Genomic DNA, 20,638 nt, shown 5'->3' on the forward strand with positions numbered 1-20,638 from the left:
CAACAGCAACAGCAACAGCAACAGCAACAGCAACAGCAACAGCAACAGCAACAGCAACAGCAACAGCAACAGCAACAGCAACAGCAACAGCAACAGCAACAGCAACAGCAACAGCAACAGCAACAGCAACAGCAGTCCCCAGATTCATAATCCGGCTACTCGAATGTTAAAGCAATATACTTACCTAAGCACTGTCAAATACTTCACCCGAAAATTTCACCATGTCCCCATCCACCAATTTTTCCACCTACCTTAATCCCATCCCCCTGGTCGCGATCCTGCGCGGCATCCAGACCCATGAATGCGAAGAAATTGCCCTGGGTCTGTACGAGCAAGGTTTTCGCTGTATGGAGATACCCCTGAATTCGCCCGATGCCTTGCGCAGCATAGGTGTGCTGGCCAGGGCTTTACCTGAGGATTGTTTGCTGGGAGCGGGGACGGTATTGCGGCTGGAGCAGGTGGGGCAGGTGCAGGATGTGGGGGGCGGTTTGATTGTCATGCCGCATACGGATGTTGCCCTGATCACAGCGGCCAGGCAGCGTGGCATGTACAGCCTGCCTGGAGTAGCGACCATCAGTGAAGCCTTTGCAGCACTGCATGCGGGGGCGGATGGGCTTAAGTTGTTTCCCGCAGAGTCGGTGCCATCTACGGTGTTAAAAGCCTGGCGTACGGTCTTGCCTGCCGATAGCCTGTGCCTGCCAGTGGGTGGCGTCAAACCGGCAGGCATGCAAGCGTATTTGAAGGCGGGGGCGAATGGTTTTGGACTGGGTGCCAGTCTGTATCAACCAGGCTGGTCGGCCCAGCAAGTCATGCAGGCTGCTAGCAGCTTTATCAATGCACTGGTGGGCAAGGATTAATTTTTTGTGACCCTGAAGTAATCGAAATCCACAAAGTTGTTCGCCGATGCAGTTGTGTCGTTGCTGATGCTGAACAGGCCCATCTGCGCACCTACCCAGCGCCCCATGCTGGCGGTGAATGCCATACCTATCGCTGAATATTGCTGCTGGTCAGAGCTGTAGTAGAAGCGGGTCTTTCCGCCAGCCTGTACCTGCATGCGCAAGTAGGCGATGTTGCTAGGCCAGGGCAGGCTGGCCTGAATAGTTTCTGTGCATGGGGCAGCAGCCACCGTTGTCTTGATGCAGGCAGCTAACAATAGTTCGTGCCCCTGCGCCTGCTGCCGCACCCCTAGCCATGCATAGTTGAGGCCATACAGGATGAGGCCGCTACTACCACCAGGTTTGAGGTGGCTGACGTCCAGTTTCACGTCTACTGTAAATTGTTCTGCTGGCAGTTTTTGCAGCAACAATGCGGGTACATTTACCAAATTTTTTTCAGCAATAAAGCTGGTGTCATATTGTGTATACAGGCGCAAATGATCTGGCCTGGCTGTCTGTGAAAACCAGGTGGCTTTCCAGTTGGCATTCCACTGCCATTGCAGACCCAGTTGCTGCTGGTCGAACTCATCTGTGGTAGCTGGTTCTGTGACAGGAAAATTTCCCGCCAGCGGTATGGCGTGGCTGAGTACAGGCTCACCCTTGCCGGTATTGTCGATGTCAGTCCCTATGACCGGCCAGCCATCTTTCCAGTGCATCGGTTGCAAGTGGACGATGCGGCCATAGGCGCGCTTGTCCTGGAAGTGATAAAACCAGTCAGTGCCTTGCGGCGTTTGTACCCAGGCACCCTGGTGCGGGCCGTTGGTGGTCGACGCGCCTTGTGCCATGACTATTCTGTCTTCATATGGTCCCGCGATATGACGCGAGCGAAAGACTGATTGCCAGCCTTCTTCTACACCACCAGCAGGGGCGAATATATAGTAATAGCCTTGATGCTTATGTAGCTTGGGTCCTTCCAGGGTTTTGTAGTTGGGCAGTTTATTGCCGTCGACGATGATCTGGCCTGCGCTATCCAGTATCCTGGTTGCCTCGTTGTTCATGCGACGCAGACTCAGCACATTATTGAAACCAGCACGGCTTTTGGCCCAGGCGTGGACAAGATAAGCCTGTCCATCGTCATCCCACAAGGGGGCAGGATCAATGATGCCCTTGCCCGCCAGCAGCAGATGAGGAGTGCTCCAGGGGCCACGGAATTTTTCCGCTGTCATCACATAAATACCCTGGTCCGGGTCAGGATAAAAAATCCAGAAGCGATTATTGTGATAGCGCAGACAAGGCGCCCACACTCCCTTGCCATGCTGTGGTTGTACAAAGTCTGCCAACGGTAGTTGCTGGGGCAGGGCGTGCCCAACCAGTTGCCAGTGCACCATATCTGCCGATTCCAGCAAAGGCAGGCCAGGAGCGCTATTGAAGCTCGATGAAGTCATGTAATAGCGGTCGGCTACGCGTATCACATCAGGGTCAGAATAGTCGGCATGGATGACAGGGTTTTGATAGCGCGCCTTACCTGCATCATTGTCGGCAGCAAAGCTTTGCCCACTCAGAAAGGCGAGTAGCAGTATGATCTTGGGCAGCCATGACTTGCATGTCAGACTCTTTTTGCAGTATTGCATAACATCCTTATTGGTTGACCAGTTGTAAATTGGTAAGGCCAATTATGCAATCCTTGACCTGCGCATGCAAGCAAAGTTTTTACGGAGAAGCATTTGTTTGTTGACTTGAATAATTACACGTGTAATCATCAATTATCGATTACATCTGTAATTGATTGATATTGCCGGAGACAATAATGAAAAACATCGCCATCAGCGAAGCAGAATCGCTGGTTATGGAAACCCTGTGGCAACGCCATCCCCTGGCGGCCGAAGAGGTCAGTGCCATTCTTGTGCAACAGCAAGACTGGCAGGAAGCCACAGTCAAGACGTTGCTGAACCGTTTGCTGAAGAAAGGTGCGATCAAGGCAGAAAAAGACGGCAGGCGCTTTCTGTACTCGCCAATCTTGAAGCGCGAGCAATGGCTGATGTCCGAGAGCAAGGGATTTTTGGACCGTATGTTCAATGGCCGCATTGCGCCTTTGGTTGCCCACTTTAGCGAACAAAAAAAATTATCCAAACAGGATATCGCCGAACTCAAACGTCTGATCAAGGAGCTGGGTGATGATGAATAGTTTATTGCAGCCCGCATTGCTGGCTTGCCTGGTCACCAGTGTATTGATTGTCTTCATCCTGCTTGTCCGGCAAGGATTGCGAAGGCTAGCTGGTGCCAGTATCGCCTATCAGCTATGGGGCATTTTGCCATTGAGTTTGATTGCCATGCTTTTCCCGCATCGCCAATATCTGGACATGACCACGGCGCATGGCGCTCCTGCTGACCAGGTCATTTCCAGCATGGCTTTGCTAGACATAGCACCAGCCAGTATCTGGCCCACAATGCTTGTCAGCGTCTGGGCGATAGGTGGCATTGGCATGTTGGTGCTGTTTGGAATACAGCACCAGCGTTTCTTGCGCCGTATGGGAACATTGATCAAATGCGAGGGCTTCTACCTTACCAGTGATAATGACATTGGCCCCGCGCTAACAGGATTTTTCAAGCCAAAAATCATCGTGCCAGCAGATTTTTTTGAGCGTTATAGCGCAGCAGAACAGGCACTTATCATCCGTCATGAACTGGTGCATCAAGGTCGTGGAGATGTCATTGCCAATACCGTGTGCGCCTTGATGCAATGCCTGTTCTGGTTTAACCCCTTGATGTTTATTGCGGCAAGGTGTTTTCGACTCGATCAGGAACTGGCCTGTGACGCCCTTGTGATAACACAAGACCCACAAGCCAGGCGTACCTATGCCGAAGCCATGCTCAAAACCCAGCTCAGTATCACCCCCAGCGCCCTGGCCTGTCATTGGCCGTCCCACCATCCTTTGAAGGAAAGAATCATGCAATTGCAACAGTCAAAACCTGGTCTGTTTAAACGTAGTGTCTCCTATCTCATGCTGAGCGGTTTGTGCGCTGCCAGCGCCTATAGTGCCTGGGCTGTCACGCCAAGCAGTGTGGTGCTTACTCAAGCTGCGCAGAAACAGGAAGCCATTAAAGCCGGTGTCGATAGCTATCTCGTCAATACCGATATCAGCGTAGGCGGCGAAACTCTTTCACCTACCGTCATGGTCGAGCAGGGCAAGCAAGCCACAATAGGTCTGACATCAAAAAAACAGCAAGCCAAATGGGAAATCAGTTTCACCTTGCTGCCAGCACCGGCAGACAAGTACAAAGATGCCGTCGTCATCGCCATGAAAGTCGAGAAAGATGGGGCGCTGGTGGCAGAACCCAAACTCATCACAGGCTTGAATCAAACAGCCACATTGCAAAAAGAAACGCCGGATAAGCAACTGGACTTTGATATCAAGATGACGGTCAACCTGGCAAAGAAGACAAACTAAACAGATCGCAATCTGGCAGCAAGGTCAAGATCAGGCGATTTGACTTTGCTGTTCTGTTAAAATCTACTGCATAAGCTCGTGTATGTTGGCGAAGCTAAACATGGAAAATTTCAGGCAAGTATAGTGTTAAAACACGCAATCACAGAAACCAGGGAATACCAGGAAATCAGCAAAGTCTACGGAGCGCGCCAGGCCGCACGCAGCCAGGAATTGCTGATGAAGCATATCGATGATGGCCTGGAAATCATGATAACTCTGGATGCCAGCCTCAACGCCTTAAAGGCTTTTTGTCTGCACCCACTGTTTCAGGCAGATCAGGAACTAGCGACATACGCACCCCTGGTATCAGCTTTTTCGCCAGAGGTGATCTTGCTGGTCATGGAATACCGACGTGCTGCCAATGCCTATTTGTGCAAGCCACATACAGATACCTGGGAAATCGCTGATCTGCACTTGTATGTGGGATGGATATTGCCAGAGGTCAGAAAAATGCTGCTGGCTGACAAATTGCAAAACCAGGCAGATTTTTTAATCCATCATGCCGATACTCACATACGCAAAGCAGAATTGAAACGCTACTTTCAACTCTGGATTGACTACTTGCATGCGATGGAATAAGGTCTTCAAGATGAAAAAATCAAACATGGCTTCCATCATCAAAAAAATCAGCATCGCTCTGCTGTTGTCCTGTGCATCAATTGCCATGGCTGCATCAGACAAGCTCTGCACTGGTGATGCCGGGCTTAAGAAACAGGAAGGCTACTGGAGCAGCAGTTCTTTTCTTGATTTGCTGAAAAAACATGGCAACTGGACTGGCGCGATGGCGGCGACGGATGGCCAGCAAGTGGCGCTAACCATCAAAGACGGTCAAATCAAACAAAACCTGGCCTGGCATGAGGGTGACGAAACAGCATATTGCCTGCGTCTGCAAGGCGACAAAATCTGGTTGCTTGGTGATGGCAAACGCAGGACAGAACAAGGCCCTTATCAACGCCTGGGCAGGCTTGCCCAAAAAGAAGCTGATTTGTATCTGGCACGCATCATACAAGGCTGTTATGTCGGCGAAGAAAAAGAGCAATGGTGTTTTCAGAACGGCAGACTTAGCATCAATGGCAAGCCATCCAAAGCCAGTCTGTCACTGGATTTATCTGAACTCGATTTGTACGGCACTCCCTTGCGTGTAGAGGGCCGCAAACTGCCATTCTGGTATCTGTTCCAGCGTGGAGAAACTTGGGCAGTGTTTGAAGATGATTATGCGAGCAATGAAAAACGCGTGCCGGTAGACCCCAAAATCAGCAAGCCCTGGCGCGTGCTAAGAAAACAGTAAGCCTAAGTGATATCCCGTTTGCCTGCGCTGCGTCGCTACTTCAGCACAATCAACGCCAAGCGCCTTGTTGTATTCTTGGTCCTGCTTTTGCTGGCTGCGTATATCCAGGTCTTGCTGAGCATCGCTTATTATCCTGCACTGCTCAGCCAGAAATTTGCAGAGCCTGGAAAGATCAAAGCAGATGCGGCGATAGTGCTGGGAGCATCCGTCTGGAAAGATAAGCCATCACCAGTATTTGCCGAGCGTATCAAACACGGCATACAGCTATACAAAACTGGTCACGTGTCTTACCTGATCTTTACCGGCGGCTTGAGTGCCGGTGATCGCCTGTCAGAATCAGCCGCGGCCCGTCAGTACGCGATGGCTGAAGGCGTTCCTGCCGCGCAGATTTTGATAGAAGAAAGCTCGACGAATACCTGGCAAAACCTGGTGCAGGCTTGCCAGCTCATGCAGGAACAAAAACTGCAAAAAGTGCTGATCGTCAGTGACCCACTGCATATGAGGCGGGCGATGGCTATGGCGAATGAGTTGCATATCCATGCTATCTCAGCTGCTACACCGACCAGCCGGTATGTCAGCTGGCGGTCAAAAAGCCAGGCATTGCTGTATGAGAGTTTCTTTTATGTGAAATACAAATTGCTCGATGCGCATGAACATGATTGCAAATGAATTCCATGCTTCATTCTAGCCGCACAGCATATGCCTCTTGCATATCACGTCGTATCATCAATTTTTCCCCGGTTATCATGTGCTTGCCACAGCACATGAATTGAGTTGTTTCTGCAATATCCAGACGTGTAAGATATTCAATGGAAGTCCGCTCATAGCGTTTGTAACGCTCCTCATGGATGGCTTGAAATTGGTCCTGAGTTACATGTACCAGATTTGCCAGTCTGTATTGCATCTCTTGCAAAGACCAATATGGATAGCGGTGCAGGGCGATATCCCAGTCCGCGATTTTTATTGGTTGAGCGAAGAAATAATTCCAGACGATTAGTGTTATTTCGTCCAGGCTATCAATATCGAAACAGAAGTCATCTTCACCAGGGCCGGGTACATAATCCCAACGTCGCAAATTGAAACGATTACTGATGACACGTATTTCCAGACTGGCATCTCCAGTTTTTTTGACATACATACTCTCTGCTGAACTTAGCCCGGTTTGCAAACCTTTTTCTTCGAGATATTTGCAAACGCTTTGTAGATCTTCCATGCTCATGACCTCTCTTTAAGCATCGCCAGCATTGCCTCCAGTTTTTCCAGCATCTTGAATAAACCCCTGTCATCCTCAGGATAAGGATAATCAAAAAATTCTATCGGCATCCATTGCGCAGCCTGGCCGGGATGCACATAGATTTAAAATCATCGACCAGGATGCTTTCTTCCACTATTGCATTCGGTATAAATTCCAGATTCTTGGTTTCACCTTGCCAGTTGATGTATTCAATATTGGCAAACCATGTTGGTGTCTTGCCTTCGTCCACTAGCAGCCGGGCAATCTGGCGGAATTTTTCTTCTTTGACTGTCGTGAACATGACCAGCCGTGGGAAAAGTGCAGCGCAACGCTCCAGGAATTCAGACAGGCCAGGGCGCGGAATCTGGCTCATGGCGTTTGAAATCAGTGTGCCTTCAAGGTCGAGTGCCAGCACTTTGGGTATTGTTTTTTTCATTGGGCAAGACGAGATGGAAGAAGGCATAGTGTCGCATCCTCATGCCTGTCACGCAATAGGTGGAAATCAGAAATAGTATGCAAATTACAAGGGCCGAAAACTGCCAGTCAGGGGTACTACGCTATGGAACAATGCGCATCTTTCAAGCACAATAAAAGAGAACCCACCATGCAACAACAAATCAAACTGGCCCAGCAATTTCGTCAATTAAATCAACAAGGCCATTTCCTGCTGGCCAATGCCTGGGACATCGCCAGCGCCCGTATTTTTGCCAGGGCCGGTTTCCCTGCCCTTGGTACGACCAGCGGCGGCATTGCTTATGCTCAGGGTTTTTGTGATGCCGAACTGATAGGGCGCGACAAAATGGTGGCGCAAATTGCCGCTATCGCTAAATCAGTCGACGTGCCTGTCAACGCTGATATCGAAGCTGGCTATGGTGCTGCGCCGGAAGCGGTGGCAGAGACCATCAGGCAGGTCATCGCTGCCGGTGTCGTTGGTGTCAATCTTGAAGACAATTCTCACGGTTCTGTCGACACAGCTTTGTTTGCTGTGGATGCCCAATGTGCACGCATTGCTGCGGCAAGGCAGGCAGCGGATCAGGATGGATTGCCTTTGTGGATCAATGCCCGCACGGATACTTTTCTGCTTGGCCTGGGTGAAGATATCGAGGCACGCATAGCGATGAGCGTACAGCGTGGCAATGCCTATCTGGCAGCCGGTGCTGACATGGTCTTTGTACCGGCACTGGCTGATCTGGCTATCATTTCACGTCTGGCGCAAGCGATCAAAGGACCGCTCAATATCATGGCCATGCCAGGTGCACCGATCGCGCAGGATTTGTTTAATGCCGGTGCCAGCCGCGTCAGCCTGGGTGTCTGTCCCATGCTGGCAGTGATGGGGACGGTGCGTGATATTGCAGAAGAAGCCAGCAAGACAGGTAGCTGGAAAACCATGGAGCGCAGTTTTTATGGGTTTGCAGAAGCAGAGGAATTGTTTTCTTGAGGGATTTCAATCCTCTGTGCCATCTCTGTGTCTCGGTGGTGAGTTTTTTGGTCTTATTCATTGGAGATGTCGCACACAAGTTGATTGTGTTTCTTTACAGCCTGAGAAGCTTTTCTGGCTTTACTTCGCCAAACACTGCCCAAAATCAACTTGCCATCAAGAAGCTGCTGAGCTGATGCTCTTCGGCATTCCAGGCCAGCTCATCATTGTTTCTTTGCCAGACGAACCAGCATCAGTCATTGTGCGAAAATCGCTCATCCTGCCTGCGTAAAACCTTGCCAGCGCGTTTGCCAGTCAGCTTGCCATCTGCCATGGCAATGACGCCATTCACCAATACCCACAGCACACCTTTGGCAGCTTGTTTGGGCTGCGCAAAAGTGGCTGCGTCACTTATTGTGTCGGGATCAAAAATCACCAGATCAGCCCAGCAGCCGCAAGCGATGCGACCACGCTGTTTGAGGCCAAAGTGATCGGCAGATAAGGTCGTCATGCGGCGTATGCCCTCAGCCAGGCTGAACAGTTTTTCTTCGCGCACGTAGTGGCCAAGCACTCGCGGGAAAGCACCCCACAGGCGTGGATGTGGATGCGCATCATGTGGCAAGCCATCAGAACCTATCATGGTATGCGGATAGCTGAGTACGCGTTGCACATCATCTTCACGCATCTGAAAATAGACTGCGCCTGCGGGATGCAGGCGGCGCGCTGCTTCTTGTTGATCGACTTGCCACTCAGCGGCAATGTCTGCCAGATCACGTCCTGACATGGCCGGGTAAGGTTCAGAAAATGTCACCATAATGCGGATGACGCCATCAACATAATCGGGGTCTAGCACGGTGGAACCAGCAGCATAGGGATAGGCATCCAGCCCCACTGCCAGAGTGCGACGGCGCTCACTGATATAAGCCAGTGTCTCGGTCGTGCGTCCCCAGTTGGCCGGGCCTGCGCATTTGTGATGTGAGAGTATCACGGGCAGATTTGCCGCTTGCCCGGCATCGCAGGCTTCTGCCAGGGCATCCATGACGCCATTGTATTCATCGCGTATATGCGAGGTGTACACCCCACCAGCCTCGGCGCAGACCTTTGCCAGCGCGATGACTTCGGTATTGTCAGCCGCCTTGCTGGTCTGGTAAAACAGACCGGAACTGAAGCCCAGCGCGCCAGCCTGCATGCCTTCTGCCAGCAGCGTTTGCATGTGGCTGGTTTCTGTGGCGCTGGCTGGGCCTGCCCAGTCTGCCATCGCATTCACGCGCAGGGTGGAGTGTCCTATCAGCATGCCGACGTTGACGGCTGGCTCAGCAGCTGTGACGGCGGCGGCATAGTCGGCCACGCTGGCAAACTGGTAGTCTTTTTGTGTGCCTATCAGCGACAAGGGGGCAGGCACTGCAGCACTGGCTTGCAAGGGTGCAAGGCTGATGCCGCAATTGCCGGTGATGACTGTCGTCACGCCTTGCGTCAGCTTGGGCTGCATCGCGGGTTGTTGCAAGACTACCCGGTCATCATGGGTATGCACGTCGATAAAGCCGGGTGCCACGGCCATGCCTTTGGCGTCTATGATGTGCAGCCCGTTCAGGCTGGCAGGCGCGGCGATGGCTGCTATTTTTTGACCGTGTATGCCTATGTCAGCAGGGTAGGGTGCGCAGCCGCCGCCGTCATACACCAGGGCGTTGCTGATCACGACATCAAATGTACCGTCTGGCATGATCAGAATATGGTATTGATGGCAGACTGTACGCGATAGGTATCATCGACCACCAGCATCAACGGCCACTTGTCAAAGGTCGTGCAGGGGTGGGAAATGCCGCAGGCGATGAGGTCTCCCACTGCCAGGGTCTGGCAAAGGCCACTGTCTTTGGGCAGGCGCAGGTAGGCATGCTGGTCATTCATCTTTTCTATCTTGCAGCCCGCAGGCAGGGCAAATGGGGCGCTGGCATGGCCTGGTCTATGGGTGGCAAAAGGCAAGGGCATGTCAATGTCGTATGAAGCATCGCGCTTGCCCATGGTCAGGATGGCCAGGTCGATTTCTGGGCGCGATTGCACCATGCTCCAGACTTCCAGTGCGGGTCGCAAGCCACCTGCTGGCAAGTCAGCAACGCGGCCATGCATTTCTTCCACCAGGCCATGATAAAAACCATGGTCATGCGTGACATAGCAACCGCTGCGCAAGATTGGCAGCAAGGGAAGTGAGAGTTTCATTTTGCTGGCAAACTCCTCGCCCACCAGGTCAAAATAGGCAGAGCCACCAGCAGAGATTAATATCTCGGGCAAGTCAAATAATTGTTCACGGTCTGCCTGCTGGCTCAGGGCCAGCATATCTTGCAAAAAGCTTTTTACTTGCATTAAATCCTGCTCGCGGTTTTTACCAACCAGCAAGCCTTCATAACCTTCTACGCCTGCCAGTTGCAGGTAAGGACTGCGGTGAATATGGCGTGCCAGTTCCAGCGCTTCCTGACTGCTGCGGCAACCAGTGCGACCACCTGCAAAGCCCAGTTCCACCAGCAGGGGCAAGGGTCTTTGCAAGCCCGCTTCACGCACAGCATCTGCCAGCATGTTGACACCGACGACAGAATCACAAATTGCATAAAAAATGAATTCAGGGTCTTCTGCCAGCAAGGACAGGGCAGAATGGATATCGCTCTTGCTGACGAGCTGATTGGCGATGATGACGCGTTTGACGCCAAAGCGCTGGGCTACGCGCATCTGGTTCACATTCGCCAGTGTCATGCCCCAGGCACCATTGCGCAATTGCATGTCAAACAGTTGCGGGCTCATGGTGGTCTTGCCATGAGGTGCCAGAACGATGTTACGGCTGGCGCAGAAAGCCTTCATCCATTGCAGATTATGTTGCAGGGCGCTGCCTTTCAATACAGCGACAGGGAAGCTGGTGTCGGCGTTCAATACATTCCAGGCTTGCGCGCCAAGGTCTTTTTGCAGCAGCGGGGCAGTCAGGGCCAGACCCTTGGTGCCGGGTAACAGGCTTTGTTCATTCAGTGATGTCAGGTTCAGCATGGGGTTCTCTAAATTCTTTAAATTCTTGGTATTTTGCTTTCTTGTTTTCTTGTTTTCTTGCTTTCTTGCTTTCTTGTTTTCTTGTTTTCCTCTGTGCCCCTCTGTGCAAACTCTGTGTCTCTGTGTTGAAAGGTCTTAAACAACTATCTAAATTTCTTCCTGCGTCAATTCCATCGCCATCACGCGGTTGCCTGCCATCAGGCCACCGTCTACTGGCAGGGCTACGCCGGTGATGACGCGTGCTGCTTCGGATGCCAGGAACAGCACTGCATCGGCAATGTCGTCCGGCGTCGCAAAGTCTTGCAGCGGATACCATTTCTTCAAGTCTTCAAACACTTGCGGGTTTTTCTCGGCGCGTGCTTGCCAGGCCTGGGTTTTCACTGTGCCGGGGCAGACGATATTGGCGCGTATGCCATGCTTGCCCAGTTCCATGGCCAGTGCCTTGGTATAGCTGATCAGGCCAGCCTTGGCGACACTATAGGCGGGGTGGCCCAGCGAGCTCATGCCATTCACTGAACCTATCAGGACGATATTGCCCTTGCGTTTGCTCTGCATGCCGCTGCGCACGGCTTCCACGCTATGAAAAGTACCGTTCAGGTTCAGGTCCATGTCCTGCTTCCAGCTGCTTTCTGTCGTGCTGGCCAGGTTCAGGCTTTGCGCTGCGCCTGCATTGGCGACCAGAACATCAATGCTACTGCCTTGCAGGGCTGCTGCCAGTGCGGCTTGCAGGGCGGCAGCATCAGTCAGATCAGCGCCAACGGCAACACAGTCTTGTGGCCCCAGTTTTTTCACCAGCGCTTCAAGTGCTGCACCCGGCAGATCCTGAGCGTATACCTGGTCGCCATTCGCGATAAAGCGCTGGCACAGTACGCTGCCTATGCCGCCGCAAGCTCCGGTGATGAGTACATGACGTTTCATGCTACATCCTTTCCAAACTGGCTGTTGAGTGTCGCTGCCAGATGATCCAATTGTTTTTGTGGTAGCAAGCCATAATTGTAGAACGCAAAATCACTGATGCCCAGTTCACGCAAACCTGTGATGGCGGTATCCAGTTCTGCACCAGTGTTGAGATCAGGATAACCGGGGCGCAAGATTGCCCGTATCTTTTCTGGTTTGTCACCGATGGCACGCAGGGTATGGCGCGCATCATGGATGGCGCGTGCCGCTGTGGGTTCGTAGAATGGTACTTCCAGATAATCTGCCACGTCAGCCAGGGCTGCCAGGTCGCTGCCTTCCTGCCAGCAATCGGCGGTTGGCCTTTGCACCGTGGGGATGATAGCCAGTTGCGTGGTCTTGCGTAATTCAGCAGCGATCTGGCTCACCAGTTTGGTGACACGATGCTGGCGCAAGGAGATGAAGGCACGTAGTTCCTGGTCCCTGAGCAAGTCTGCCTGTATCCAGTCCTGTGCCTGATGGGTGGTGACAGGCACGGGGTTGCTCAGGTAGTCGTTGATATTGCCTGCAATGCGTTGTTGCACAGTCTTGATCTGTATGCCTTGCTCAGTTGCCGCACGCTGGCAGGCATCGCAAAAGCATAGGCCCAGCATGACATCCAGCCAGGCATTCGTTGGTAGCTGGGCAAATTCATGGTGATAGCCATGTGCATAGGGTTGCCAGCCAGGGCTTTCCAGTATCAGGCTGCTTGGCTCATATTGCTGCGCCAGATCACGGCAAACAGCACGCGCATATTCCAGCACGGCTGGCTGCATGGGGCACAGGCTATACATATAGCGGTCACCAAAGACATTTTGCGTCGTCAGATGTGGATAAGCCGCCCCCAGGCGGCTGTTGTGCAGCAAGACTGTCCAGGCATGCACACGCAGGCGGCCATCAGCCAATAAGTCTGCCAGCACATTGCGGATGGCTGCATCACTATGCGCCTGTGGCTTGATTTCTCCATATCGTTCTTGCCGTGGTTCAAAATACAGCACGCCATCTTCAGGGAAAATAACCTTTGGCCCCTTGCATGCATGTGGCCGCAAGAATTTACCTGCATGGTAGCTGCAAGCCAGGCTGACGTCGGTGACACCCATGGCCAGCGCCGCATCGACAAAGGCGGATACACCGATATCCAGCACATCCCAGGCATAGACATAGATGGATCGGTAGGCAGTATCTATTTGCATGTGCATGATTATATCTACGGTTGTTAAGACGAGGGCTTACGCAAAACCGCCCCAGCTGCGTTGCAGCTCCTCGCCGTACTTAAAGTACTGTCTTCGTCGCTACGCCTTGCTGGGACAATTTTGCGTAAGCCCTATGGGGACGTCAAACTGGTTTGTATGCCGTGACTTCTATCTCTATCTTGCAGTCAACCATCATTTCAGAACGCACGCAAGAACGTGCCGGTGGATGTTCGCCAAAGTAGTCGAGATAGATGCGGTTGAAAGTCCAGAAGTCGCGCGTATCATCCAGCCATACCGTCACCTTGACGACATCGGCCAGTGTGCAGTCAGCCAGCGCCAGCACTTTTTTGACATTCTCCATGGTGCGCCGCGTTTGCGCTTCTATGCCACCATCTTCGACTTCGCCATTGTCCTTCATGGCCACCTGGCCAGAACAAAACACAAAGTCCCCAGCCCGCACTGCAGGCGAAAATGGCAAGCGCTGCCCACCAGCACCCTGAGGAATATTGCCGTAACGTGTAATTTCTTTAGTCATGATTTCTTTCAACGAGTATGTAAACCACTAAGCACAGTGTCTCTGTGGTCAGCCTTGTGGTCTGCACCAGTATGTGGGCGGCAAGAGCCTTGCTGGGGCAATTTTACGTAAGTCCTATTTATTTTATTAATCCGCGAGCCATGGCAACTTTGATGGCACCCAGCCCCGCCAGGTGCGCCTGCACTTCGTCACTGACCACGGTCACCTTGCCTGAGAAATAATCATCGTTCTGTATCAGCAAGGCCAGGGCTTCTTTCATGATGGGCTTGCCGCAGATGATGACGGGTGTGCCTGGCAGCATCTTGATCGCCGTGCTGTTTTTGAGTGTCAGCAAGTCGGCACCAAGGATGGCACCCAGCAGGAAATTGGCCCTGTCATTGCGTTCATAAATAGTGAACTGGTCAAGTATGCGCACATTGAAACAGGTACGACCCAGGCCTATGGTTTGTGCTGATTTGGCACCTGCCAATAGCATTTCGGGGCTGATGGTGGTGGCAAATGAAGATTCCAGCGATTGCGCCAGGATAGTATTGTGGGTGATGACATACATCAGTTCACCCGCCAGCGTGGTCACACAGCCAGTGATGCGGTTCTTGTCGTCGATACACACAAACTTGGAGTGCGAACCCGGCATCACCATCATTGCCGGGCCGGTAATGCCCATCTGGTCAATGACGCCGATGACTTCGACTTCTTCACCGCGCATCATGTCCATGGATTCACAATTATGCAGGCCCATGTTTTCCACTACATTGCGCACGCCGGGCACAAACCACAGGGGCTTGGAAAATACTTCGGGGATGGTCACTGACACCATGCCGCGCGCCAGTTGCTGCAAGCCTGCCGGGGCCAGTACATGCGGCAGTTCAAATAGGCCGACGTTAGAGCTGATCATGCCTGAACCCAATATCAGGCTGATATCGTCTTCATTCAGGCAGGCCTGTTCCAGGGTTTTCAGCAAAGTGGCGCGCACACCTTTTTGCAGTTTTTCGCGGTTACCGCTGATTGCCGTATCACGCACACCCACTTCATGCGCCTGATGCGCAATCACGACGCCATCGCGCCAAAGGGTCACCCTGGTATTGGTGGTGCCGGTATCTATCGTCAGTATGTGGGTCATTGCAATAAGAATCAGTATAAAGAGCTGGAAAGTGGCAGAAGCTTAACCATGCCCGCCTGGTCTTGCCAGCGATTAATTTTTGAGACTGCGTTTAGATTATTTCAATGTCGGGGTGGTGCATTACAAATTCCATTTATCGGACTTAGCTCCTTCCCCTTGAAGGGGAGGGGGCCGTAGTCTCGTAAGTTGGGCTGGCAAACCGCGGCCAAACTTACGGCGAAATCAAAGTAGACTTTTAAAGGTTTTCTCTTGCTTTTCTCTGTGTGTCTGTGTGTCTGTGGTGAGGGGTTTTGTTCTTATTCTCGCGAATTTCCCATCCATACTGCCAGAAATCCAACATCTCATCGCCTTAAAATATTTCAATCTTTCATTAAACTAAATTTAATGAACATCTGTTACCGTATTGTTTTTTGATGGATGCCCATGTCTAAACGTCTTCCGCCCTTGAATTCGCTGCGTGTTTTTGAAGTTGCCGCCAGGCGGCTGAATTTTACGCGGGCGGCGGAAGAGTTGCATGTGACCAATGCGGCAATCAGCCATCAGATCAAGTTGCTGGAAGATCATTTGGGCATCGATTTGTTTCATCGAAGCAATAATGTCCTGAAACTTACCGAGGCGGGGGAGTTATACCTGCCACGCATACGCGAAGGTTTCAGGATTTTCCAGCAGGCGACGGATGCTTTGCTTAATGATAACAATGCCTTGTTGCGCGTGGGCGTGCCACCATCGTTTGGCTCCAAATGGCTGGTGCCGCGCCTTTATCGTTTCCTGAACCGGCATCCGCATATACGGGTAGAAATCGTCTCTGAAGTGGACCGCACTTACCGTGATTGCGATATCTCCATCGATTTTCGCCGTACCCAGTTTGCTGATTTCCGCATCGAGCCATTCATTGCGACGGAAGTTTTCCCGGTCTGCAGCCCGGCCATCGCAGAACAATTGCAGACACCCGCTGACCTGGCCAGGCAAACCCTGCTGCATGAAGTCAGTGCCATGAATGACCCCGACTACCCCAGTTGGCAAGCCTGGTTTTCTACCCTGGGTTTGCCCAACCAGGAATCCCGCCAGGGGCCGCTATTTACCCTGGCCCTGATGGCCTTGCAGGCAGCCATAGACGGGCAGGGCATTGCGCTTGGTCAGGCTTTGCTGGTGGAATACGATATAGCTGCTGGCCGCCTGGTTCGGCCACTGAATGTGGAAACCCCGCTGCGGCTTGATTATTACCTCATCTATGCGGCAGACATGAAAGAGAACCCGGCTTTTCAGGCGTTTCATCAATGGCTGATCAGCGAGGCAAAAGCACATTGAGTCCAGGCTATCTGCAGCATTGATACAATGTCGCTTTCACATTAATTGCCCCGCCGCCCTGCCTCCATGCGCTCGCCTGCCGATATTCTGATACTTTCTCCAGCCAGAACGGCAGAAGTCTTCACCGCCTATCAGCGCATATCTGCCTGCAAGGTCGATATCGTCAGCGATGGTCTGGACAGGCAAAGCAGCATCCAGATCACAGCCAGGCAGCTCAGCCTGCATTGCCGTTATGGTGACATCCCTTGCCAGTTGATGATATTGGCAATAGCCGAGGTCTTGCATGACCAGCATCACCATCCCATCCCGCAAGTCTTGCCTCGCGTGCGAGAACTGGTGCTGATAGGAGAAGGCAAGCTAATGCTGGAGCAGGCCATGCTGTTATCCGGCCATGGCCGGAAGATTACGCTGGTACGGCACAGGCCCAGTGACGCCTGCCGCCGCGTCGTCAACCATTATTTGTCGCGCCTTCGTCGTACTTGTTGACCGTGTTGGCCTGCCATTCAAAATTTCTTGATGAAGGCAAAGAATAAATCTCACTGTTGCAAAAGACGGGACGCAGTTACATTGCTGTATGCACATTATTATCGCTTGCCATGTGCCTGAACTTAGCGCCCCAACATCAAAGATAGGATGAATACCCAATATGCAAACTTTGCACGCTGTCATACGAAAGACTGTCATCGCCAGCCTGATCTTCCATGTGTTCAGTGGTGTCAGCCAAGCCGCGCCTTTGGGAAACATGCAAAAAATAGCAGCCGATGCAAATCAGATAGAACTGGTGACGTCAGATGGCAGCATCGTACGCATCAGCCTGCTCAAGCCCGATCTGTTTCGCGTATGGGCTGGCACCAAAGGGCAATTGCTTGATGCTGGCAATAAGGCCGCGCCCATCGTGCTCAAGCATGCCTATGACAAAGTGCCTTACCAGTTAACGGCGCAGACAGATTCAAAAGCTGATTACCAACTGGTGCAAACCTCGGCCATGGCCTTGCGCATCTACCGCGCACCACTGCGTCTGGCCCTTTACAAGCCAGACAATAAAACCCTGGTCTGGCAAGAAATCCAGCCGCTCGAACTGGGCGACAAAGCCAGCTTCCAGACCCTCTCCAGCAGCGCAGATGAAGTCTTCTTTGGTGGTGGCCAGCAAAACGGTGCTTATGCCTTCAAGGGCAAGCAGATGGAAGTCTCTTATTCGGGCGGTTGGGAAGAAGGCGACAGGCCCAGCCCCGCGCCTTTCTACATGAGCAGCAAAGGCTATGGCGTCTTGCGCAATACCTGGAGCAATGGTAGCTATGATTTTCGCTCGAATGAATACCTGAGCACCAGCCATCAGGAAAAACGTTTCGATGCCTATTACTTCGTCGGCAATTCCATCAAGGACGTACTGGCTTCGTACACAGAACTGACAGGCCGCGCCAGACTTTTGCCGCGCTGGGCTTATGAATATGGTGATGCCGATTGCTATAACGATGGCGACAATAGCAAAAAGCCCGGCACCGTACCCGGCAACTGGAGCGATGGCCCGACTGGAAAAACGCCTGATGTAGTCAATTCCGTCGCCGCCAAATACCGCGAACACGACATGCCCGGCGGCTGGATCCTGCCCAATGATGGCTATGGCTGCGGCTACACCAATCTGCCTGAAGTCGTTGCCGGGTTGAAGAAACATGGCTTCCGCACTGGCCTGTGGACAGAAAACGGTGTCGATAAAATCGCATGGGAAGTCGGCACCGCAGGCACGCGTGCGCAAAAGCTGGACGTGGCCTGGACAGGCAAGGGCTACCAATTCTCGCTGGATGCCAATATGGCAGCGGCCAAGGGCATACTCGACAATTCTGACTCACGTCCCTTTGTCTGGACTGTCATGGGCTGGGCCGGTACGCAACGTTATGCCGTGACCTGGACGGGCGACCAGTCCGGCAGCTGGGACTATATACGCTGGCATATCCCCACCCTGATAGGTTCTGGCCTGTCTGGCCAGGCCTATGCCACTGGTGACGTCGATGGCATTTTTGGCGGCAGCCCGGAAACCTTCACCCGCGATTTGCAATGGAAAACTTTTACGCCCGTGCTGATGGGTATGTCGGGTTGGTCCAAGTCCGGGCGTAAACATCCCTGGTGGTTTGATGAGCCCTACCGCAGCATCAACCGCGATTATCTGAAACTCAAGATGCGCCTGATGCCGTATATGTACACCTATGCGCATGAGACTGAGCTGACAGGTGCGCCCATCGTGCGCGGCCTGATGTGGGATTATCCGCAAGACCCCAATGCCAATAACGAGAACTACAAATACCAGTTCATGCTCGGCAAAGACTTTCTGGTAGCGCCAGTCTATCGCAGCCAGGTTGCCAGCAGAGGCTGGCGCAAGGGCATCTATTTGCCGCAAGGCCAGTGGATAGACTACTGGGATGGCCGCGTCGTACAAGCCGATGCCAAAGGCAAAGTCATCGACCAGCAAGTCACACTGGACAAACTGCCTGTCATGGTACGCGCTGGCGCGATTTTGCCCATGTACCCGGTCGCCCTGTTTGATGGCCAGGTGCCCAAGGACGTGCTGACCCTGGACATCTACCCCCATGGTAAATCCAGTTTTACCCTATATGAAGACGATGGCGAAAGCCGCCAGTATCAGGCTGGCAAATCCAGCCAGCAAGTCTTCACAGTCGATGCGCCAGAAAACAAGGCGGGTGATATCCGCATCAATGTCGGTGCAGTCAATGGCAGCTATACAGGTATGGAAGCGCAGCGCGTTTTGCAATTGCAAGTGCATAGCCGCGCAGAGCCAGATGCCATCAATTTTGGCGAACAGACTTTGCCCCTCTTCAAGACCCGCGAAGAATTCCAGAAAAGCAGCGCAGGCTGGTTTTACGACGCCACAGAAAAATATGGCACGGTGCATGTGAAGACTATCAAGCTGCCAGTGGACAAAGCCTACAGCTTCCGTCTGGCAATTGCCGCCAGCAAGCAACTGGCAGCGACGGCTGACTACCCGGCTGCACCTGACCTGGGCAATACTATTGCTGCAGACAGCCTTATCGTCCTTAACCGCCCGGCAGAAGAACCCGGTCATCCTTTGGAAAATGCTTTCGATGGCAAGCCCGGTACCTGGTTCCGCACCCTGCGTGACCAGTCACAAAAAACCGGCGCCCATGAATTTAGCCTGGCACTGGGCGAGCGCCGCATGGTCAGCGGATTTGAAATCGCGCCACGCAATGACAAGAACTGGCAATACGGCCAGGTCAAGGACTTTGAAATCTACCTGGCCGACACCAATGGTGAATGGGGCAAACCAGTTCACACAGGCCGTTTAAAAAAGCAGCAAGAAAAACAAAAAGTGGAGTTTACCGCCAGAGCAGGCCGCCTGTTCCGCTTCCGCGTACTCAGCACGCATGACCAGAATGATGATGGCGAAGCACAAGACCCGATGGTGCTGACCAGCACAGGCGCGACCAACACTGTCAAGGCATACAATGCCTTCAACCCTGTGATCGTCACCCCCATCACCATTTCAGAGTTCAGCATCCTCGAACACCCCATGCCCGACAAGCCCAAGGCGCAAGTGTTCTTGTCTGATGCTGTTGCCAGCAATAGCGCCAGCTATGCCAGAGATATGGCGTATAAAATCCAGGCAAGCAAAGGAGACGCGAGCATGCAAATGAACGGCCTGCGCTTCCGCAAAGGCCTGGGGGTGGCAGGCAATAGCGAAGTCGGCTACAAACTCGCAGGCGACTGGCAAACCTTCCGCGCCGACGTCGGCATAGACGACAGCTGCCGCAACAACGGCGGCCTGCAATTCCAGGTCTGGGGCGACGACAAACTCCTGTTCGACAGCGGCCTGATCACAGCACCAGCCGTAGTCAAGCCAGAACTGGATATACGCGGCATCAGCAAACTGGTGTTGAAGACGACTGGCGTCAAGGCGAACGGCAAAGCCGGGGTATGCGCAAACTGGGCGAATGCGTCGGTGATCGGGTTTGCGGGGGATAGGGTGGGGAAGTGAGTTGTAGCTTACTTTGTCGAATGCCAGATTGGTCAACGAACGCCAATGGGCTCCTGCCTGCGCAGGAGCGACGGAGGGTGTAAATAATTTTGTGTAAACGGTCATTTAGCAGGAGACTGCTACCCTCAAGGAGAAATGATGACCGTTGCAAAGCGTAACAAGCGGGCCAAGCCCGACCCGGAATTGCTCAAACTGGCCGATAGTCTGTTGGCCA

19 protein-coding genes are annotated in these 20,638 nt (G+C 52.7%); 10 read left to right on the top strand and 9 right to left on the bottom strand.

The features are described 5' to 3' along the window. Nucleotides 1–221 precede the first annotated feature (221 nt). Entirely contained in the window at nucleotides 222–857 is a 636-nt protein-coding gene (locus tag Q8K39_RS22135) for a 2-dehydro-3-deoxy-6-phosphogalactonate aldolase (protein ID WP_305263354.1), read from the top strand. Here Q8K39_RS22135 and Q8K39_RS22140 read toward each other — a convergent pair. Next, nucleotides 854–2,506, bottom strand: a complete 1,653-nt coding sequence (locus Q8K39_RS22140) for a glycoside hydrolase 43 family protein (protein WP_305263355.1) — start codon at nucleotides 2,504–2,506, stop codon at nucleotides 854–856. The genes Q8K39_RS22135 and Q8K39_RS22140 overlap by 4 nt on opposite strands. A gap of 176 nt (nucleotides 2,507–2,682) precedes the next feature. Between Q8K39_RS22140 and Q8K39_RS22145 the strand changes: the two genes are divergently transcribed. The 5 genes from Q8K39_RS22145 (at nucleotide 2,683) to Q8K39_RS22165 (ending at nucleotide 6,320) form a co-directional block, all read left to right on the top strand. Continuing rightward, entirely contained in the window at nucleotides 2,683–3,060 is a 378-nt protein-coding gene (locus tag Q8K39_RS22145; RefSeq protein WP_305263356.1) for a BlaI/MecI/CopY family transcriptional regulator, read from the top strand. Beyond that, complete coding sequence (locus tag Q8K39_RS22150) at nucleotides 3,050–4,324, top strand: M56 family metallopeptidase (RefSeq protein ID WP_305263357.1); 1,275 nt, start codon at nucleotides 3,050–3,052, stop codon at nucleotides 4,322–4,324. Before Q8K39_RS22145 ends, Q8K39_RS22150 begins: the two co-directional genes overlap by 11 nt. A 123-nt stretch (nucleotides 4,325–4,447) precedes the next feature. Beyond that, the gene (locus Q8K39_RS22155) at nucleotides 4,448–4,942 is read left to right on the top strand and encodes a hypothetical protein (protein ID WP_186953737.1); all 495 of its coding nucleotides are present in this window, start codon (nucleotides 4,448–4,450) and stop codon (nucleotides 4,940–4,942) included. A gap of 10 nt (nucleotides 4,943–4,952) precedes the next feature. After that, the gene (locus Q8K39_RS22160) at nucleotides 4,953–5,651 is read left to right on the top strand and encodes a hypothetical protein (RefSeq protein WP_305263358.1); all 699 of its coding nucleotides are present in this window, start codon (nucleotides 4,953–4,955) and stop codon (nucleotides 5,649–5,651) included. Between the two features lie 6 nt (nucleotides 5,652–5,657). Further along, nucleotides 5,658–6,320, top strand: a complete 663-nt coding sequence (locus Q8K39_RS22165; RefSeq protein WP_305263359.1) for a YdcF family protein — start codon at nucleotides 5,658–5,660, stop codon at nucleotides 6,318–6,320. Between the two features lie 10 nt (nucleotides 6,321–6,330). On the opposite strand, the gene Q8K39_RS22170 is transcribed toward Q8K39_RS22165, so the two are convergent. After that, nucleotides 6,331–6,870: a hypothetical protein gene (locus Q8K39_RS22170; RefSeq protein WP_305263360.1), complete on the bottom strand. Its 540-nt coding sequence runs from the start codon at nucleotides 6,868–6,870 to the stop codon at nucleotides 6,331–6,333. A gap of 94 nt (nucleotides 6,871–6,964) precedes the next feature. Continuing rightward, complete coding sequence (locus Q8K39_RS22175; RefSeq protein ID WP_305263361.1) at nucleotides 6,965–7,321, bottom strand: NIF family HAD-type phosphatase; 357 nt, start codon at nucleotides 7,319–7,321, stop codon at nucleotides 6,965–6,967. A 168-nt stretch (nucleotides 7,322–7,489) separates the two neighbouring features. Between Q8K39_RS22175 and Q8K39_RS22180 the strand changes: the two genes are divergently transcribed. Further along, on the top strand, nucleotides 7,490–8,323 hold the full coding sequence (locus Q8K39_RS22180; protein ID WP_305263362.1) for an isocitrate lyase/phosphoenolpyruvate mutase family protein: 834 nt from the start codon (nucleotides 7,490–7,492) through the stop codon (nucleotides 8,321–8,323). Between the two features lie 232 nt (nucleotides 8,324–8,555). Here the strand turns inward: Q8K39_RS22180 and Q8K39_RS22185 are convergent, their stop codons facing one another. From Q8K39_RS22185 to Q8K39_RS22210, 6 genes are all read right to left on the bottom strand, one after another. Further along, complete coding sequence (locus tag Q8K39_RS22185; protein WP_305263363.1) at nucleotides 8,556–10,022, bottom strand: amidohydrolase family protein; 1,467 nt, start codon at nucleotides 10,020–10,022, stop codon at nucleotides 8,556–8,558. A gap of 2 nt (nucleotides 10,023–10,024) precedes the next feature. Beyond that, nucleotides 10,025–11,329 carry an amino acid deaminase gene (locus Q8K39_RS22190; protein WP_305263364.1) on the bottom strand — a complete coding sequence of 435 codons (1,305 nt, stop codon included), beginning with the start codon at nucleotides 11,327–11,329 and terminating at the stop codon, nucleotides 10,025–10,027. 147 nt (nucleotides 11,330–11,476) lie between these two features. Then, nucleotides 11,477–12,247, bottom strand: a complete 771-nt coding sequence (locus Q8K39_RS22195; RefSeq protein WP_305263365.1) for an SDR family oxidoreductase — start codon at nucleotides 12,245–12,247, stop codon at nucleotides 11,477–11,479. Then, on the bottom strand, nucleotides 12,244–13,461 hold the full coding sequence (locus Q8K39_RS22200) for a hypothetical protein (RefSeq protein WP_305263366.1): 1,218 nt from the start codon (nucleotides 13,459–13,461) through the stop codon (nucleotides 12,244–12,246). Before Q8K39_RS22200 ends, Q8K39_RS22195 begins: the two co-directional genes overlap by 4 nt. 136 nt (nucleotides 13,462–13,597) lie before the next feature. Then, nucleotides 13,598–13,990 (bottom strand): RidA family protein, encoded by a 393-nt coding sequence (locus Q8K39_RS22205; protein WP_305263367.1) that lies wholly within the window; start codon nucleotides 13,988–13,990, stop codon nucleotides 13,598–13,600. A gap of 118 nt (nucleotides 13,991–14,108) precedes the next feature. Beyond that, nucleotides 14,109–15,110, bottom strand: coding sequence for a 2-dehydro-3-deoxygalactonokinase (locus tag Q8K39_RS22210; RefSeq protein ID WP_305263368.1), 1,002 nt, complete (start codon nucleotides 15,108–15,110; stop codon nucleotides 14,109–14,111). A gap of 423 nt (nucleotides 15,111–15,533) precedes the next feature. On the opposite strand from Q8K39_RS22210, the gene gcvA reads away from it, so the two are divergent. From gcvA to Q8K39_RS22225, 3 genes are all read left to right on the top strand, one after another. Beyond that, nucleotides 15,534–16,418: a transcriptional regulator GcvA gene (gcvA, locus tag Q8K39_RS22215; protein ID WP_305263369.1), complete on the top strand. Its 885-nt coding sequence runs from the start codon at nucleotides 15,534–15,536 to the stop codon at nucleotides 16,416–16,418. A 66-nt stretch (nucleotides 16,419–16,484) separates the two neighbouring features. Continuing rightward, a complete protein-coding gene (locus Q8K39_RS22220; protein ID WP_305263370.1) occupies nucleotides 16,485–16,904 on the top strand; it encodes a hypothetical protein in 420 nt (139 codons plus the stop codon). 160 nt (nucleotides 16,905–17,064) lie between these two features. Beyond that, nucleotides 17,065–20,424 (top strand): TIM-barrel domain-containing protein, encoded by a 3,360-nt coding sequence (locus tag Q8K39_RS22225; protein WP_305263371.1) that lies wholly within the window; start codon nucleotides 17,065–17,067, stop codon nucleotides 20,422–20,424. Nucleotides 20,425–20,638: the final 214 nt, after the last annotated feature.

Source organism: Undibacterium sp. (genome assembly GCF_030683615.1).
Taxonomy (GTDB): Bacteria; Pseudomonadota; Gammaproteobacteria; order Burkholderiales; family Burkholderiaceae_D; genus Undibacterium; species Undibacterium umbellatum.

Bases quoted from the DNA above. Each gene is read 5' to 3' on its own strand.
- Q8K39_RS22135 (WP_305263354.1), top strand. From the start codon at position 222: ATGTCCCCATCCACCAATTTTTCCACCTACCTTAATCCCATCCCCCTG.
- Q8K39_RS22140 (WP_305263355.1), bottom strand. From the start codon at position 2,506: ATGCAATACTGCAAAAAGAGTCTGACATGCAAGTCATGGCTGCCCAAG.
- Q8K39_RS22145 (WP_305263356.1), top strand. From the start codon at position 2,683: ATGAAAAACATCGCCATCAGCGAAGCAGAATCGCTGGTTATGGAAACC.
- Q8K39_RS22150 (WP_305263357.1), top strand. From the start codon at position 3,050: ATGATGAATAGTTTATTGCAGCCCGCATTGCTGGCTTGCCTGGTCACC.
- Q8K39_RS22160 (WP_305263358.1), top strand. From the start codon at position 4,953: ATGAAAAAATCAAACATGGCTTCCATCATCAAAAAAATCAGCATCGCT.
- Q8K39_RS22170 (WP_305263360.1), bottom strand. From the start codon at position 6,870: ATGAGCATGGAAGATCTACAAAGCGTTTGCAAATATCTCGAAGAAAAA.
- Q8K39_RS22175 (WP_305263361.1), bottom strand. From the start codon at position 7,321: ATGAAAAAAACAATACCCAAAGTGCTGGCACTCGACCTTGAAGGCACA.
- Q8K39_RS22180 (WP_305263362.1), top strand. From the start codon at position 7,490: ATGCAACAACAAATCAAACTGGCCCAGCAATTTCGTCAATTAAATCAA.
- Q8K39_RS22185 (WP_305263363.1), bottom strand. From the start codon at position 10,022: ATGCCAGACGGTACATTTGATGTCGTGATCAGCAACGCCCTGGTGTAT.
- Q8K39_RS22190 (WP_305263364.1), bottom strand. From the start codon at position 11,329: ATGCTGAACCTGACATCACTGAATGAACAAAGCCTGTTACCCGGCACC.
- Q8K39_RS22195 (WP_305263365.1), bottom strand. From the start codon at position 12,247: ATGAAACGTCATGTACTCATCACCGGAGCTTGCGGCGGCATAGGCAGC.
- Q8K39_RS22200 (WP_305263366.1), bottom strand. From the start codon at position 13,461: ATGCACATGCAAATAGATACTGCCTACCGATCCATCTATGTCTATGCC.
- Q8K39_RS22205 (WP_305263367.1), bottom strand. From the start codon at position 13,990: ATGACTAAAGAAATTACACGTTACGGCAATATTCCTCAGGGTGCTGGT.
- Q8K39_RS22210 (WP_305263368.1), bottom strand. From the start codon at position 15,110: ATGACCCACATACTGACGATAGATACCGGCACCACCAATACCAGGGTG.
- gcvA (WP_305263369.1), top strand. From the start codon at position 15,534: ATGTCTAAACGTCTTCCGCCCTTGAATTCGCTGCGTGTTTTTGAAGTT.
- Q8K39_RS22220 (WP_305263370.1), top strand. From the start codon at position 16,485: ATGCGCTCGCCTGCCGATATTCTGATACTTTCTCCAGCCAGAACGGCA.
- Q8K39_RS22225 (WP_305263371.1), top strand. From the start codon at position 17,065: ATGCAAACTTTGCACGCTGTCATACGAAAGACTGTCATCGCCAGCCTG.